We start from the raw sequence: 16,822 nt of genomic DNA on the forward strand, positions 1-16,822 counted from the left end.
TGAATGCTCTCCTTTTATTCTGGTTTGTGTGCCTGATCGAGTAAGGCTTTCTTTACATCATATAATCTCTGGGATAAATCTACATAAACCCGGTGTGGATAAAAGAGACGTTTTGTCTCGTCCCACAGGGAGTCTTTTTCCTGTTTACAATATTCTGCAATCTCCGTGACAGAAGGGGAAGAGTAAATACATTCTCCGTTTTTGAAGATTGGAACAAGCATTTCACGCATGGTATAAGTGCCGCCTGCAAGCTTTGTTTTCTTCCATGTCTCCAGCGGGTCAAAGAGAAGAAGATCCTGACTTTCGTCAAATGTTTCATCAGCGAAGCAGATCAGATCAGCTTTGATCTTGCCGGTCTCTTTTTCATAGACACGGTAGATTGTCTTATTTCCTGGATTGGTGATCTTTTCTGTGTTTTCAGAAATCTTGATCTTCGGGATAAATTCTCCGTTTTCATTCTTGATTGCAGACAATTTGTATACACCGCCAAATGACGGGCAGTCTTTGGACGTGATCAGATGAGTACCAACACCCCAGGAGTTGATCGCTGCACCCTGTGCCTTCAGATCATGGAGCAGATATTCGTCAAGATCATTGGAAGCGCAGATGGAAGCGTCCGGGAATCCGGCTTCATCTAACATTTTACGTGCTTTTTTGGAAAGATATGCAAGGTCTCCGCTGTCCAGACGGATTCCGTATTTTTTTAATGGTTTTCCTGCGTCTTTAAATTCCTGGAAGACACGGATGGCATTTGGTACGCCAGATTTTAATGTGTCATAAGTGTCTACCAGAAGTGTACAGTTGTCCGGATATAGCTCTGCGTAATATTTAAATGCAGTGTATTCGTCCGGGAATGTCATGATCCAGCTATGTGCGTGAGTTCCCATAACAGGGACATCAAAAAGCTGACCTGCCAGTACATTTGACGTACCGACACATCCGCCGATTATAGCGGCACGTGCTCCGTAAAGTCCGGCATCCGGTCCCTGTGCACGGCGCAGTCCGAATTCCATGATCCCGTCTCCGTCGGCGGCATAGACAACACGGGAAGTCTTAGTAGCGATGAGAGACTGGTGATTGATCAGATTCAGGATAGTCGTCTCGACAAGCTGAGCTTCCATGATCGGAGCAATGACCTTAAGCAGTGGCTCTTTTGGGAATACTACGCTTCCTTCCGGAATCGCATAGATATCTCCTGTAAAGTGAAAACCACTTAAATACTGAAGAAAATCATCATCAAAAATGTGAAGACTTCGTAAGTAGTCCACATCTTCGTAGGTGAAATTCAGGTTCTTAATATAGTCAATGACCTGGTCAAGTCCCGCGCAGACGGAATAACCATTGCCGCAGGGATTGTGACGGTAAAACACATCGAATACAACCGTCTCATGTTGACCTTTTTTATAATAACCCTGCATCATTGTCAGTTCATATAAATCAGTCAGCAGTGTTAAATCTTGTTTGTTCATAGTGAGCTCCTTTCATGACTGAATCGTAAGCTTTGTTTTCATAATTGATGATACTACGGATTGCTTCGTATCGTACATTTCATGATATCTTGTGTATTATATATCATAATGGTACCTTTATACAAGGGTATGATTTTTCTCAATCGTGTCCTTTATGATCTTCTGGCAGTAAACATCGATCTTCTTGCGATCTTCTTTTTCCATTTCATTCATATATATAGGGGAGCAGTACTCCAAAACAACATGTGTTTTTTTGATATATGGCAAATGTCCCTCAAAAATATTAATGGTGTTATTCAGTGCAACAGGTACGATCGGACATCCGCTCTTTTCTGCAATTTTAAAGGAACCGGCATGGAATGGAAGAAGACTTAATTCTTCTCCTTTGTTGCGTGTCCCTTCTGGGAAAATAAAAACAGAAATTCCATTTTTCACCTGATCGATCGCAGTCAGGATGGTTTTAAGACCTTCTCTTATATTGTCGCGATCCAAAAACAGGCAGTATACCCGTTTCATCCAGGTGCGAAGGAACGGGTAATTTAACATTTCCTTTTTGGCAACGAATCCGGTCAGATCCCTGCAGCGGGAATAAGTCAGCAAAATGTCAAAATAACTTCTGTGGTTGCCCACGTAGAGAACCGGTTCATCAGGAACACGGTCTTCTCCGATGACGGTCACTTCGACACCGGAAATTTTCAGGATCACTTTAAATCCCCATTGAACGATACGTAGTGCTGCGAGATCGGCTGAGCGTTTATTTACTTTGCCAATAAGCCAGAGAATTCCGAGTACAGGAATCCCGAGCAGAAAATATAACAATAAAAATATTGCAACGAGTATAAATCGTAACATATGTCAAGTTCCTCCAACTAATATCTTCCATATAAAATAGTCATGCCACGAAGTTCATCGGCAAGTTCGCCTTTGAGCGCGGACTGCTGATAACGCCAGCTCCAGTTCCCAGCGCCGATACCTGGTGTGTTCATGCGTCCTTCTGCACCGACACACAGAACATCCTGAAGAGGAAAGATTGCATATGCAGCAACACTTGCAAGTGCGGTTCCAATAAGATCCAATGGAAAATGTGTATCATTGTTGCAGTGTGTGTAGCGGCGTACTTTGTCGCGGCATTCCGGGCGCAGTGTCTGATACCAGCTGCGAGTCGTGTCGTTATCATGAGTTCCGGTGTAACATACGCAGACTGGAGATGTGTAGCGGTGTGGCAGGTAGCTTCCTTCATCCAGAGAGTCAAATGCAAACTGCAGAACCTTCATGCCTGGGAATCCAAATTCATCTCGCAAAGCTTCCACTTCCGGGGTGATAATGCCCAGATCTTCTGCAATAATTGGAAGGTTTCCCTCAAAAGCATCACGGACTGCGGAAAATAATGCATGGCCCGGAGCTTTTACCCATTCGCCATTCACAGCGGTCGGTTCGCCGTAAGGAATGGACCAGAAAGCTTCAAATCCGCGGAAGTGATCTACACGCAGAATATCCAGGTTGTGAAGCTGTGCACGGATACGGGATATCCACCAGGAAAAATGTTCCGCCTCATGAGCTTCCCAGTTGTACAATGGATTACCCCATAACTGTCCGGTGGCTGAAAAATAATCCGGCGGTACTCCGGCTACGCGAGTCGGATACCCTTTGGAGTCCAGTTGGAACAGATGCTGGTTCGCCCACACATCGGCGCTGTCCATAGATACAAAAATCGGGATATCACCGATGATGCGGATACCGTGGTCATTTGCATATTTTTTGATTCGTTTCCACTCGTCAAAGAATAAGAATTGAATGAAACGATAGTATTCTATATCTTCGTGCATGGATTTAAAAAGGCCGGCTTTGAATTCCAAAGTCGGACACCGGTATTCATCCGGCCAGTGAAGCCAGTCAGCGCCATGGTGTAATTTCTTACATGCCATAAACAAAGCATAGTCATCCAGCCAGTAGCGGTTGCTTTCACAAAATTCCTGGAAAGACTGGTCCATGCCTGGGATTTCATGGCGTTTCTGTGGAAAACGGCTGTAGGCAAGGGCCAGAACTTTCTCCTTCCACGGAATGACCTGCCCATAATCTACGTGACTTGGGTCTGCAATCGGGCAATCGGTAAGTTCCCAGCCACCGATCAGTCCAAGACGGATCAAATGTCTTGGATCAATGAGAAGAGGCTGACCTGCAAAAGCAGAAAAACTCTGGTACGGAGAGTCTCCGAAACCTGTGTGTGTCAGTGGCAGTACCTGCCAGAGATGCTGACCTGCCCGTGCCAGAAAATCGATAAAGGCATATGCTTCATCTCCAAGGTCCCCAATCCCGTAAGGGGAAGGCAGAGAAGTCGGGTGAAGCAAAATGCCGGATAAGCGTTCGTTATTTATCATATTTTTGTAATCTCCTTTTAAAACCATGTTGAAGTAGGAACTTTTAAACTTAATGCCTGCATAAGCAAAGTCAAGCCGAGGCATTCTTGGACATGGCATTTTATTAAGTATACAACAATTTTGGAATTTTTCCTAGACTTGGTGTGTATGATGTTATAAAAGGTTTTTCATGAAGAAAGAGAGCATCATGAATCGAAAACATTTTTACATAATTGCAGGGATTTTTATTCTGGCACTGGCTGGGTGCAGTATTAAAAAGGAAGATACAAAAAAGATACAAGATATTGAATTTACGGTAGTAGCACCAGAAGACGTACCAGAGGAACTGAAAGAAGATATCGAAAAGGCGCGGGATACCCCATTTCGTCTGACTTATGCAGATCAGGGGTATCTTTACATGGCGCGAGGGTATGGAGAAAAAGAAAAAACGGGGTACAGTGTAGAGGTCAACGCATGTTACGAAACATCAGATGCTATCAGGATCCAGACAACACTTCTCGGGCCGGCAAAGGGCGAGATGACAAAAGAAAAGAAGACATATCCGTATGTGGTGATGAAAACAGAATATAGAGAGAAAGATGTGATATTTGAGTAAAAGTAATGTGCCAGTCATAGTTGGGGTTTTTGATACAACATTATAATAAAACAAACAATAAGGGGGACATGTGTGTGAATTGTGAAAAAAAGATGCTGAATATTTACCGACAGGGGAAAACTTTTACGGACCAGTTCTATGTAGATGAGGATTATAATGTGCCAGACACGAAAGCTGATATCCGGGAGATTATAGAGAGCGATGCGGTTATGGAGGAAATCGACCTGAAGCTTGTGGAGAATTATATCCGGATCACCGGGCGGCTTGCTTTTCAAGTTTTATATGTTGCAGATAACAGTGACAATACCTTATCTTCTCTGGAAGGGAAAATTCCCTTTGAGGAAATGTATTATGTAGACGAGACTTTGGAAGAAACGTTATTTTTGAAAGCAGCGCAGACAGAGCTGACTGTCAATCTGATCCATTCCCGGAAAATCAATGTGAAAGCGATGGCGGAAGTAACCATGAGTTCGGACAGTCAGGTAAGTGAAGAAGTGACGACCGGGATTGAGAGTGGGGAGCAGATTTATACAAAATACCAGGAGAAGCAGATCCTGACTCTTCACACTGTGAAAAAAGATACATACCGCATCAAAGAGCAGCTGACAATCTCCGGAACAAAAGAAAGTATCGGAAACATTTTGTGGAAAGAAGTACTCAGCCGCCGTCTGGACACAAGGCTGGAGGCAGATACATTAAAACTTCAGGGAGAACTTCTTGTGTTTTGTCTTTATGAATCAGTGGATGGAAAGACAGACTGGATCTGTGAAAATGTTCCGTATGAGGGACAGGTAGAGTGCTTTGGTGCAGAGGAAGGTATGTACCATCAGATTTATCCGATTCTTACAGATGCACTTTTAGAGCCGGCTATGGACGAGGACGGAGAAATGCGTCTGCTTGGCATTGAGGCAACCCTTTCTATGCGGTTCTTTTTGTGCACGGAGGAAAAGATACAGATATTAGACGATTTATATTCACTGAAAACATGTTGTGTTCCAGCGTACACGCAGTGCAAGGTGGAAAATGTTCTGATGCAGAATCATTCCAAATGTAAAATCGCAGAGCGGTTGTCACTGCCTGAGATTAAAGATGACATTTTACAGATCTGCTATAGTGATGCGAGAATTCAAGTCGAGCAGATGACGGTTCAAGACACAGGTATTCAGATAGAAGGAGTACTCCATATCCGTTTTATGTATGTCAGACCGGACGATCAGATACCATTTGCCCTGTGGCAGGGGATGATTCCATTTTCCTGGCTGTTGGAAAGCAATGAAGTCCAAGCGGATATGACATTGGATATGATGCCGTCTCTGGAACAGCTTGGCATCAGTCTTCTTGGAAATGGAGAGATAGAAGTAAAGGCGGTGCTGGCATTTCGGAGTTTCCTTCGTGGGAAAGTGACATTTCGTAACATGGATTCAGTAGAAGAGAAAGAGATAGATTATAAAGTGTTGGAACAAAGACCGGGAATCATTGGATATATCGTAAAAGAAGGCGATGAACTGTGGAATCTGGCGAAATACTACGGCACGACAAAGGAAGGGATCATGGACATCAATCATATGGAGTCGGAACAGTTGAAATGTGGCGACAAACTATTGATTTTTAAGGAAAATGCCAGTATACTGTAGGTATATTGTATACAAGACGGGGCTGGATACGAGGAGAAAAAGTTATGGATAAAATGGAATTAAAGGCACTTGGAAAGATCAATCTTGGATTGGATGTGCTTGGTCGCAGGGAGAACGGATATCACGATGTTCGTATGGTTATGCAGACAGTATATCTGTATGACCAGATCGTGATAACGAAGACAAAGCAGCCGGGAGTAAAGGCAGAGACGAATCTTTTTTATCTTCCGGTAGATGAGAATAATCTTGCATGCCGGGCAGCAAAGATGCTGATCGATGAGTTTAACATTACCGAAGGAGTGCACATTTCCATGGACAAGAAAATTCCGGTATCAGCAGGTATGGCCGGCGGAAGCGCAGATGCGGCAGCAGTTCTTTTTGGAGTCAATAAGATGTTCGGACTGGGGCTTAGCATGACTGAGCTTGAAGAACGGGGGGTAAAGCTTGGCGCAGATGTACCATACTGTCTGATGCGTGGGACAGTTCTGGCAGAGGGAATCGGCGAGAAGCTGACACCTCTTTTGGCCTGTCCAAAGTGTTTTGTGCTGCTGGCAAAACCACCGATCAGTGTATCGACAAAGATGGTCTATGAAAAACTGGATGCATTGGAAATTACAGAACACCCGGATATCGATGGTATTTTAAACGGACTTGCGAGAAAGAATATCCATAAGGTGGCAGAGTGTATGGGAAATGTACTGGAGCAGGTGACGATTCCTGTCTATCCGGTCATTGAACAGATCAAAAATGTCATGAAAGAAGGCGGAGCCATGAACGCTATGATGAGCGGAAGTGGTCCGACCGTATTTGGCTTATTTGAAGACAGACAGTCAGCGAAACGTGCGGCACAGAAGATAAAGGAACAGAAACTGGCAAAACAGGTATATGTAACGAGTATACACCAGGCAAGGAGGAAGTAGAAAGCATGGAGCAAAATTTGAAAGTCAATGAAAATGAATACCTTCCGCTTAGGGATGTGGTATTCAATACACTCAGACAGGCAATCCTTCGAGGAGAGTTTAAACCGGGTGAAAGATTGATGGAAATCCAGCTTGCAAATAAACTGGGCGTGAGCCGTACCCCGATCCGTGAGGCAATCCGTAAGTTGGAGTTGGAAGGTCTGGTCATTATGATTCCGAGAAAAGGTGCGGAAGTGGCGGACATTACGGAGAAAAGCCTGCGAGATGTGCTGGAAGTCAGAAAAGCACTGGAAGAACTGGCAGTGCAGCTCGCATGTGAGAAGATCACTCAGGAAGAGTTGGAAGAATTGGAAAAGGCCGGAGAGAATTTTAAAAAAGTCCTGAAAAGAAGTAAAGACATCACAGAAGTAGCAGAGGCAGATGTGCGATTCCATGATGTGATCTATATGGCAACGGATAATCAGAAACTGATCCATCTGCTGAATAAATTAAGAGAACAGATGTACCGCTACCGTGTAGAATATTTGAAGAACCCAGATGTGCACGAGCAATTGACCCAGGAACACGAAGAGATCGTGTACCATATCAAGAGAAGAGAAAAAGTAGAAGCAACAGCAGTTACATGTCAGCATATTGATAATCAGGTATCTGCGGTGACGGACAAGATCAGAACGAAGAATAATTAGCAGATACCTGTATAATCTACGGATATCTGTCCATACTTTCTGTATAAATTCAATTTAAATGTTTGAGTGATTGCAGGAGGTACATAGATATGCGAAAGTTATGGGATCTGTTGAGAAATAAAATCGGGACAAAGAATCTGATTTGTGGTATACTTGGTATTTGTATAGCAGTTGGATGGATGTGGAGTTTTACTGCATGGCGCGTGGCTTTGGTGGATAAGAAAATCTGCGAGACGCAGCGGGGGATTGCAGATGAAGTCTTTCGTTTTCATGTACTGGCCAACAGTGACAGTGAAAAAGACCAGCGGGTGAAGCTAAAAGTCCGGGACGCAGTGATTGCCTATATGACATCTGAGATGCCAGGTACCACAAATCAGATGGATCACGCAGTGACAATGAATCAGGCGGAGCAGATGAATCCAGGCATTCATAAAAATTCTGCACAGGCAACGAAGAAATGGGCAGAGTCTCACTTAAATGATCTGATCCTGGTGGCTGATGAGGTGCTTGAACGGGAAGGCATGGATTATCAGGCAGATGCGCACGTGACGAAGTGCTGCTTCCCAGAAAAAAAATACGGAGATATGATATTTCCACAAGGCGAGTATGAGGCGCTGAGGATCACATTGGGTGAGGCGGCCGGACATAACTGGTGGTGTGTGTTATATCCAAATCTCTGTTTTCTGGACAAGACTTGTGCGGTGGTGAGTGATGAAGGTAAAGAAGACCTTAAAGGGGTGCTTACCGACGAGGAATATCAACTGCTTACGGATAATAAAGAACTTAAGGTGAAATGGTTTTTCTTCGGAGATTAGGAGAGTATGAGATGACAGAGTTTCTTGTACGACATTTTGTAAAAGATTATGAGAATACGAGTAAGGTGTCTGTGCGTACAGCATATGGAGTGCTGGCAAGCGTGACAGGCATCTTTTGTAATATATTGCTATTTGCGGCAAAATGGCTGATTGGCTATCTGCTTCACAGTATTTCTGTTATGGCAGATGCATTTAACAACCTGTCTGATGCAGGTTCTTCGATCATCAGTCTGATCGGGGTGAAGATGGCAGGAAAACCGGCAGATAAGGAGCACCCGTTCGGACATGGAAGAATTGAATATATTGCGGCGCTGATCGTGGCCTTTCTTGTAATGGAAGTTGGATTCACATTTTTTAAAAGCGCTATTGCGAAGATCAGGGAACCGGAAGAGTTATATTTCCAGGCAGTATCTATGCTCATATTATTTCTGTCAGTGGCAGTGAAGCTGTGGATGGGAGTTTTTAATAAAAATCTTGGAAAACGTATCAATTCCCAGGTCATGATGGCGACTGCAGCAGATTCCATGGGAGATGTGATTACAACGGGGGCGACTATCGCTTCAGTATTATTTTTTTATTTTACAGGAATTAATATTGACGGATATGTAGGACTTGGTGTATCGTTAGTCGTTATGTGGGCCGGTATCGGAATCGCAAAAGATACGCTGGAGCCATTGATCGGGGCACCGGTAGACCCACAGATCTATAAGCAGATCAGTGACTTTGTAGAGAAATATGACGGGATTCTTGGAAGCCATGATTTGATCGTACATAATTACGGACCAGGAAGGAGCATGGCATCCATTCATGCGGAGGTCCCGAATGATGTGAATATTGAGACATCCCATGAGATTATCGACCGGGTGGAGCGAGAAGCATTAGAACAGCTTGGGATTATGCTCGTAATACATATGGATCCTGTAGAGACAAAAGACGAGCATGTGCTGGAGGCAAAGGAGAAAGTCGAGAAGGTGCTGCGGGCGATGGATCCTAAGCTTAGTATCCATGACTTTCGAATGGTTCCCGGAACGGATCAGATCAATCTGATTTTTGATCTGGTCGTACCATTTGAATATGATCAGAAAAAACAGGATCATATCCGGTCTGCGATTATGGGAGTTTTACAGATTGTAGATCCAAGATATCAGTGTGTCATTACAGTGGAAAGGAGTTACGTTGCAAGTGCCAAAGAAGGAGTATAAATATATGATGGACGGCCGCGTCCGCTTCAGCGAGATCGACCACACAAGAAAGATTACAGTTCCATCGATCATCAATTATTTTCAAGATTGCAGTACATTTCAGTCAGAAGATATCGGAGTCGGTCTGGACGTACTTTCAAAAAAGAAAAAAGCGTGGATTCTGACTTACTGGCAGATCGTGATCGATCATTATCCGAAAATGAATGATAAGATCCAGGTCAGTACATGGGCCTCAAAGTTCAAGGGAATGCTTGCAGAGCGCAACTTCTGTATGACAGATGAGAATGGAGAAAAGGCTGCGTACGCACAGTCAGTCTGGGTATATATGGATGTAGAAAAGGGGCGTCCGGTAAGACCAGATCAGGAAGAACTGGATGCCTATGGACAGTGTGAACCGCTGGAGATGGAGTATGAATCCAGAAAAATTGCACTGCCGGAAGAATGTATGAGTCTGGAGCCGTTTCCGGTGCGCAGATACCATATTGATACGAATGAACATGTAAATAATTGCCAGTATGTACAGATGGCTATGGAAATGTTGGATCAAGAGAGAGTGATCCGTCAGGTGCGGGTGGAATATAAGAAATCAGCAGTGCTGGGGGATATGATTGTTCCCAGGACAGGTGACAGAGATGGCCGGACAGTTGTGGAACTGTGTACGACAGAAGGAGAATTGTATGCAGCAGTAGAATTTGCATGGGTGTAGGGCATTTACATAAAATAGGCTGATGATAGATGATTGTAGAGAGAAAGGATAAGACAGATGAAGTTAATCGAAGAACTCGGAAAACGAAGAATGCTGACAGTTGTAAAGACAGTTGATTTTGGAATATATCTTGGAACAAGTGAGGAACGTGTACTGCTTCCAAAGAAAGAAGTACCAAAAGAAATTGAGATTGGAGATCCGGTGGAAGTATTTCTTTACAAGGATTCCAGCGACAGATTGATTGCAACAACAGCAGAACCAAAGATCACATTGGGTGAACTGGCTGTTCTGACAGTGAAAGATACCGGAAAGATTGGAGCATTTCTCGACTGGGGACTGCCGAAAGATCTGCTACTTCCATTCAAAGAGCAGACTGCTAAGGTGAAAAAAGGAGATCAGGTGCTGGTTGCGCTTTATGTGGACAAGTCCGAGAGATTATGTGCGACTATGAAGGTTTATGAAAAATTAGAGACAGACTCTCCGTATAAGAAAGACGATCATGTAGAAGGAATCGTCTATGAGAGAAGCGATAACTTTGGAGTTTTTGTAGCAGTAGACAATAAGTATTCTGCACTGATCCCGAAGCGTGAAGCGTACGGCGGACATCTTCAGGTTGGGGATAAAGTCCATGCAAGAGTTATAAAGGTACGTGAAGATGGAAAGCTGGACTTAAGTGTGCGTGAGAAAGCATTTATCCAGATGGATGCAGATGCAGAGCTGATCGTAAAACGGATGGAAGAGCACGGGGGAAAACTGCCATTTACAGACAAGGCAGATCCGGAAAAAATTAAAAATGAACTGGGACTGAGCAAAAATGCATTTAAGCGTGCAGTAGGACGTCTTTTAAAGGAAAACAAAGTCATTATTACCGAAAAATCTATTGAATTTCTGCACAAATAAGGTATAATGGGGGCGTGATAAATTTTGAAAGGAGCGCGAGCGCATGAAAGTACAGAATATTACAGATATCGAAGGATTTTTTAAAGCAATTGACGGTTGTAAAGGAAAAGTTGAGCTTGTTACTGGTGAGGGAGACAGACTGAATTTAAAATCAAAATTATCCCAGTATGTATCACTCGCGACTATCTTTTCAAATGGAGAGATTCCGGAAATGGAAATCATCGCACATGAAAAAGAAGACATCGACAGGCTGATTTCCTATATGATTAACGGCTAGGATCAGAAGAGAGAATGAAGTATTGATGAGAGTATTAGCGTTGGCGGGCGAAAAAGTCTGTCAGCGCTTTCTTTTCTATCTGTATCAGAGCAGCAAGAATGTGCCGAGGCACATTCTTTATTACATGCGAAGATAAGGAAAATAAGGGAGAAAAATATATGAGCTTTGCACATTTACATGTTCATACAGAGTACAGTCTGCTGGACGGCTCCAATAAAATTAAAGAGTGTGTGGCGCGGGTCAAAGAGCTTGGAATGAACAGCGTGGCAATTACTGATCATGGCTGTATGTTCGGCGTGATCGACTTTTACCGTGCTGCCCGTGCTCAGGGAATCAAGCCGATCCTTGGCTGTGAAGTCTATGTGGCACCAGGATCCAGGTTTGACAAAGAGGCTGTAGGAAGCGGAGATGACAGATATTATCATCTGGTTCTCCTGGCAGAAAATGATGAAGGATACCACAATTTGATGAAAATTGTATCCCGTGGTTACACAGAAGGATATTATTATAAACCACGTGTGGATCTGGAGCTTTTGAGGGAATTTCACGAAGGAATCATTGCGCTTAGCGCGTGCCTGGCAGGTGAGGTTCAGAAAAATATCACAAGAGGCATGTACAGTGAAGGAAGAGCAGCAGCTCTTAGGTATGAGGAAATATTTGGAAAAGGGAATTTTTTCCTGGAGCTGCAGGATCATGGGATTCCGGAGCAGCAGACGGTCAATCAGGCATTGATGCGCATGTCACAGGAGACGGGAATTGAACTGGTAGCAACGAACGATATACATTATACTTATGCAGAAGATGCGCGGGCACATGATATTCTGCTCTGTATCCAGACAGGTAAGAAGTTGGCAGACGAGGATCGTATGCGCTATGAGGGCGGACAGTATTATATCAAGTCAGAAGAGGAAATGAAGAAGCTGTTCCCATATGCATTGCAGGCTCTTGAGAACACACAGAAGATTGCAGACCGTTGTGACGTGGAAATCGAATTTGGTGTGACCAAACTTCCAAAATACGATGTTCCGGATGGACTTTCCTCCTGGGAATATTTGAACAAATTGTGTTACGAAGGGCTGGAAAGACGTTACCCGAATCCTTCACAGGATTTGAAAGACAGACTGGACTATGAACTGTCAGTTATTCACAAGATGGGCTATGTCGATTATTTCCTGATTGTGTGGGATTTCATTCACTATGCAAGGTCACAGAAGATTATGGTCGGACCGGGACGTGGTTCCGGTGCCGGAAGTATTGTGGCGTATTGTTTGGAGATTACAAGTATTGATCCGATTAAATACCAGCTTCTGTTCGAACGTTTCCTGAATCCGGAGCGTGTGTCCATGCCCGACATTGACGTGGATTTCTGTTACGAGAGGCGTCAGGAAGTGATCGACTATGTAGGAAGAAAGTACGGCGCAGACCGAGTCGTTCAGATCGTCACATTTGGTACACTGGCTGCCAGAGGTGTGATTCGGGATGTAGGACGTGTGATGGATCTGCCGTATGCATTTGTAGATAATATAGCGAAGCTTATTCCGAAGGAGCTGAATATTACTTTGGATAAGGCACTCAAGACCAGCTCAGAACTTCGCAAGTCCTATGAGGAAGACTCACAGGTAAAAGAACTGATTGACATGTCCATGCGTCTGGAAGGACTTCCAAGACATACTTCCATGCATGCAGCCGGAGTTGTTATCAGCCAGAAGCCGGTAGAAGAATATGTGCCGCTGTCACTTGGATCAGATGGATCTGTAACGACTCAGTTCGTAGCGACCACGCTGGAAGAGCTGGGACTTTTGAAAATGGACTTTCTGGGGCTTCGCACCTTGACGGTGATTCGGGATGCAGAGAAGCTTGCAAGCTACAGTTCCGGAAAAGAGATCAACATTAACAAGATTAATTTTGACGATAAAGCAGTACTGGATTCTATTGGAACGGGAAAGACAGACGGTGTGTTCCAGTTAGAGAGTGCAGGAATGAAGAACTTTATGAAAGAGCTGAAACCGCAGAGCCTGGAAGATATTATCGCCGGAATTTCCCTGTATCGTCCGGGGCCGATGGATTTTATCCCTCAGTATATTAAAGGAAAAGAACATCCGGAGCTGATCACCTATGACTGCCCACAGCTAGAGCCGATCCTGTCGCCAACTTATGGCTGTATCGTCTATCAGGAGCAGGTTATGCAGATTGTGCGTGATCTGGCAGGATATACCCTTGGACGAAGCGACCTTGTGCGCCGCGCTATGTCCAAGAAGAAAGCCGATGTCATGGCAAAGGAACGCCAGAATTTTGTGTACGGAAATCCGGAGGAAGGTGTACCAGGCTGTATTGCAAATGGTATTGACGAGAAGACTGCCAATAAGATTTATGATGAAATGACAGATTTTGCCAAGTATGCGTTTAACAAATCCCATGCGGCAGCATATGCGGTCGTTTCTTACCAGACAGCATGGCTCAAATATTATTATCCAGTAGAGTATATGGCAGCTCTTATGACCTCAGTCATTGATAATCCAGGAAAGGTAGCCGAGTACATTTACAGTTGCCGCCAGATGGGGATCAAGATTCTGCCGCCGGACATTAACCATGGTTACAGCAGCTTTTCTGTAGATAACGGAAGTATCCGGTACGGACTGGCAGCGATCAAGAGCATCGGCAGACCAGTCATCAAAGAAATTGTTGCAGAGCGGAAAGCAAACGGAGAGTTTAAGAATCTGAAAGATTTCATTGAGCGGATGTCAGGAAAAGATATCAATAAGAGAACGATTGAGAACTTTATCAAATCCGGTGCATTTGACGAACTTGGAGGAACAAGAAAGCAATTCATGGTCATCTATGTACAGATTCTCGACCAGGTGAACCGGGAGAAGAAAAATTCCATGACAGGTCAGATGTCTCTTTTTGACATTGTAGGAGAAGAACAGAAATCCGAGTTCGATATTCCGCTGCCAAATGTAGGTGAATACGAGAAGTCTACGAAACTTGCTTTCGAAAAAGAAGTGCTTGGAATCTACTTAAGCGGACATCCGATGGAAGAGTACGAGGAGCAGTGGAGAAAAGGCATTTCCAAAACGACACAGGATTTCCAGTTTGATGAGGAATTGGGATTTTCAAGAGTCAGTGATGGCGCAGCAGAGATCATTGGTGGAATCATTGCGAGCAAGACAATCAAATACACGAAGAATAATAAGACCATGTGTTTCCTGACGATCGAAGATATTATGGGATCAGTAGAAGTCGTTGTATTTCCAAGAGATTATGAGCGCTATCATCAATATCTGGAAGAGGAAAATGTTGTCTTTGTTAAGGGACGGGTGTCTGAAGAGGATGAAGCCTCCAGCAAACTGATCTGTGAGAAAGTCATTCCATTTGGACAGAAGAAACAGGAACTCTGGATCCAGTATCCGGATAAAGAAACATTTCTTCAGGGAGAGAAGATGCTATATGATATGCTTGCATCTTCCGATGGAAATGATGAAGTTATAGTATATTGTAAGGCAGAGCGGGCGGTAAAACGCCTTCCATCTAACCGAAATGTGAATATAGAACCTGGATTACTAAGCAGGCTTATGAATTATTTTGGTGAATCTTGCGTAAAAGTGGTGGAAAAACCATTGAAAAACTAAGGCAATTCATATACAATGTAGCGTGAAAGGTTAAATAAATAACGAAATAAATATGTTGCTGATCAAAGAGGTGAAAAGCAACTCTACGATGGAGGAGAAGAATCATGGCAGAAAGAATCATTCGTACAATAGGTGTATTGACAAGTGGAGGAGATGCTCCGGGAATGAACGCGGCAATTCGTGCTGTTGTCAGAACTGCACTTGGAAAAGGTGTGAAAGTACGAGGCATCAGAAAAGGTTATAAGGGACTTCTCAATGAGGAAATCATCGATCTGGACGCAGGAGATGTATCAGACATTATTCAGCGTGGAGGTACAATTCTTCAGACGGCCCGTTGTAAAGAGATGATTACAGAAGAAGGTCAGCAGAAAGCAGCAGCTATCTGTAAAAAGTATGGAATTGACGGTCTGGTAGTAATTGGAGGAGACGGATCTTTCCGTGGAGCGCAGAAACTTGCATATCTTGGAGTGAATACGATTGGAGTTCCGGGAACCATCGATCTTGATATTGATTGTACAGAGTATACAATCGGATTTGACACAGCGGTAAATACAGCTATGGAGGCAATTGATAAAGTCCGTGATACATCTACTTCACACAGCAGATGTTCTATTATTGAAGTTATGGGACGTGATGCAGGATACCTGGCTCTGTGGTGCGGTATTGCAAATGGAGCTGAACGTATTCTCCTTCCTGAGGAAGAAGGATATGATATTGAGGATATTATCGATGATATAAAAGAGTCTAAAAAAAGAGGTAAGAAGAACTACATTATCATCAATGCAGAAGGTGTTGGTGATTCTGTGAATCTTGCAAAGACAATCGAAGAAAGAACAGGCATGGAGACAAGAGCAACTATCCTTGGACATATGCAGCGTGGTGGAAGCCCGACATGTAAAGACCGTGTATATGCATCTATCATGGGATCCATGGCAGTAGATCTTCTCTTAGAAGGAAAGACAAACCGTATCGTAGGTTACAGACACGGTGAATATGTAGATTTTGATATTGAGGAAGCACTTGGAATGCAGAAAGGAATCCCTGCATATCAGTACGAGATTTCCAAGAAGCTTTCTCTGTAAAGCCGGCAGGAATAGAAGTGATGATGTCCGCCGGACTTCGAGAATGAGGAAAGATAAAGATTTATGACGAAAAATGTATTAGTTACAATATCCGGACTTCATTATGATGACAGCGTGATGATGGTGCAGGAGGAGAACAGTAATGAGGCCAACTCCATAGAGGTGACAACTCCCGCCACCTATTATCTGAAAAATGGGAAACATTACATAGTTTATGATGAGGTCGTAGAGGGAATTCCGGGGACGATCAAGAATCGAATCAAAATTGATGAAGGAAAGCTTTTAGATATTACAAAAAGCGGAATTACTAATTCGCATATGGTATTTGAGACCGATAAGATTAATGTGACTCCATATCAGACTCCATACGGAGATCTGCTTCTTGGCACATATACGAAAGGTATGGATATACAGATTGAAGAGGAGCGCATCGAACTTCAGGTCAGATATTCTCTGGATATTAATGGAGACAAGGCCGCAGACTGCGATATCCGCATTCTGATAGAAGCGAATGAATAAGAAGGATAAA

At 43.7% G+C, this 16,822-nt stretch carries 15 protein-coding genes; 12 read left to right on the forward strand and 3 right to left on the reverse strand.

Features of this window, described 5'->3' with window-relative positions:
- Positions 1–14: 14 nt before the first annotated feature.
- The 3 genes from LI149_RS02790 to malQ form a co-directional block, all read right to left on the reverse strand.
- Positions 15–1,469 (reverse strand): nicotinate phosphoribosyltransferase, encoded by a 1,455-nt coding sequence (locus LI149_RS02790; RefSeq protein WP_005339566.1) that lies wholly within the window; start codon positions 1,467–1,469, stop codon positions 15–17.
- Positions 1,470–1,586: 117 nt separating this feature from the next.
- The gene (locus tag LI149_RS02795) at positions 1,587–2,321 is read right to left on the reverse strand and encodes a 1-acyl-sn-glycerol-3-phosphate acyltransferase (RefSeq protein ID WP_005339568.1); all 735 of its coding nucleotides are present in this window, start codon (positions 2,319–2,321) and stop codon (positions 1,587–1,589) included.
- A gap of 17 nt (positions 2,322–2,338) precedes the next feature.
- A complete protein-coding gene (malQ, locus tag LI149_RS02800) occupies positions 2,339–3,847 on the reverse strand; it encodes a 4-alpha-glucanotransferase (protein ID WP_005339570.1) in 1,509 nt (502 codons plus the stop codon).
- Between the two features lie 187 nt (positions 3,848–4,034).
- On the opposite strand from malQ, the gene LI149_RS02805 reads away from it, so the two are divergent.
- The 12 genes from LI149_RS02805 (at position 4,035) to LI149_RS02860 (ending at position 16,812) form a co-directional block, all read left to right on the forward strand.
- Positions 4,035–4,442: a protease complex subunit PrcB family protein gene (locus tag LI149_RS02805; RefSeq protein ID WP_049942214.1), complete on the forward strand. Its 408-nt coding sequence runs from the start codon at positions 4,035–4,037 to the stop codon at positions 4,440–4,442.
- Positions 4,443–4,510: 68 nt separating this feature from the next.
- On the forward strand, positions 4,511–6,076 hold the full coding sequence (locus LI149_RS02810; protein ID WP_044911996.1) for an SPOCS domain-containing protein: 1,566 nt from the start codon (positions 4,511–4,513) through the stop codon (positions 6,074–6,076).
- Positions 6,077–6,120: 44 nt separating this feature from the next.
- Positions 6,121–6,996 carry a 4-(cytidine 5'-diphospho)-2-C-methyl-D-erythritol kinase gene (ispE, locus tag LI149_RS02815; RefSeq protein ID WP_117494957.1) on the forward strand — a complete coding sequence of 292 codons (876 nt, stop codon included), beginning with the start codon at positions 6,121–6,123 and terminating at the stop codon, positions 6,994–6,996.
- Between the two features lie 5 nt (positions 6,997–7,001).
- Positions 7,002–7,682 carry a GntR family transcriptional regulator gene (locus LI149_RS02820; RefSeq protein WP_005333264.1) on the forward strand — a complete coding sequence of 227 codons (681 nt, stop codon included), beginning with the start codon at positions 7,002–7,004 and terminating at the stop codon, positions 7,680–7,682.
- Between the two features lie 89 nt (positions 7,683–7,771).
- Positions 7,772–8,497 (forward strand): stage II sporulation protein R, encoded by a 726-nt coding sequence (locus LI149_RS02825; RefSeq protein ID WP_173785935.1) that lies wholly within the window; start codon positions 7,772–7,774, stop codon positions 8,495–8,497.
- Positions 8,498–8,508: 11 nt separating this feature from the next.
- Complete coding sequence (locus LI149_RS02830) at positions 8,509–9,699, forward strand: cation diffusion facilitator family transporter (RefSeq protein WP_005339580.1); 1,191 nt, start codon at positions 8,509–8,511, stop codon at positions 9,697–9,699.
- A gap of 4 nt (positions 9,700–9,703) precedes the next feature.
- Positions 9,704–10,405, forward strand: coding sequence for an acyl-[acyl-carrier-protein] thioesterase (locus tag LI149_RS02835; RefSeq protein WP_005339581.1), 702 nt, complete (start codon positions 9,704–9,706; stop codon positions 10,403–10,405).
- 57 nt (positions 10,406–10,462) lie between these two features.
- Positions 10,463–11,305 (forward strand): S1 RNA-binding domain-containing protein, encoded by an 843-nt coding sequence (locus LI149_RS02840; RefSeq protein ID WP_005339583.1) that lies wholly within the window; start codon positions 10,463–10,465, stop codon positions 11,303–11,305.
- A 43-nt stretch (positions 11,306–11,348) separates the two neighbouring features.
- The gene (locus tag LI149_RS02845) at positions 11,349–11,582 is read left to right on the forward strand and encodes a hypothetical protein (RefSeq protein ID WP_005339586.1); all 234 of its coding nucleotides are present in this window, start codon (positions 11,349–11,351) and stop codon (positions 11,580–11,582) included.
- 158 nt (positions 11,583–11,740) lie between these two features.
- On the forward strand, positions 11,741–15,211 hold the full coding sequence (locus tag LI149_RS02850) for a DNA polymerase III subunit alpha (RefSeq protein ID WP_005339588.1): 3,471 nt from the start codon (positions 11,741–11,743) through the stop codon (positions 15,209–15,211).
- A 104-nt stretch (positions 15,212–15,315) separates the two neighbouring features.
- A complete protein-coding gene (pfkA, locus tag LI149_RS02855) occupies positions 15,316–16,293 on the forward strand; it encodes a 6-phosphofructokinase (RefSeq protein WP_005339590.1) in 978 nt (325 codons plus the stop codon).
- Positions 16,294–16,356: 63 nt separating this feature from the next.
- Positions 16,357–16,812 (forward strand): DUF1934 domain-containing protein, encoded by a 456-nt coding sequence (locus LI149_RS02860; protein ID WP_005333282.1) that lies wholly within the window; start codon positions 16,357–16,359, stop codon positions 16,810–16,812.
- Positions 16,813–16,822: the final 10 nt, after the last annotated feature.

Origin of the sequence: Dorea sp. 210702-DFI.3.17 (assembly GCF_020560825.1) — a bacterium.
Lineage (GTDB): Bacteria > Bacillota > Clostridia > Lachnospirales > Lachnospiraceae > Dorea > Dorea formicigenerans.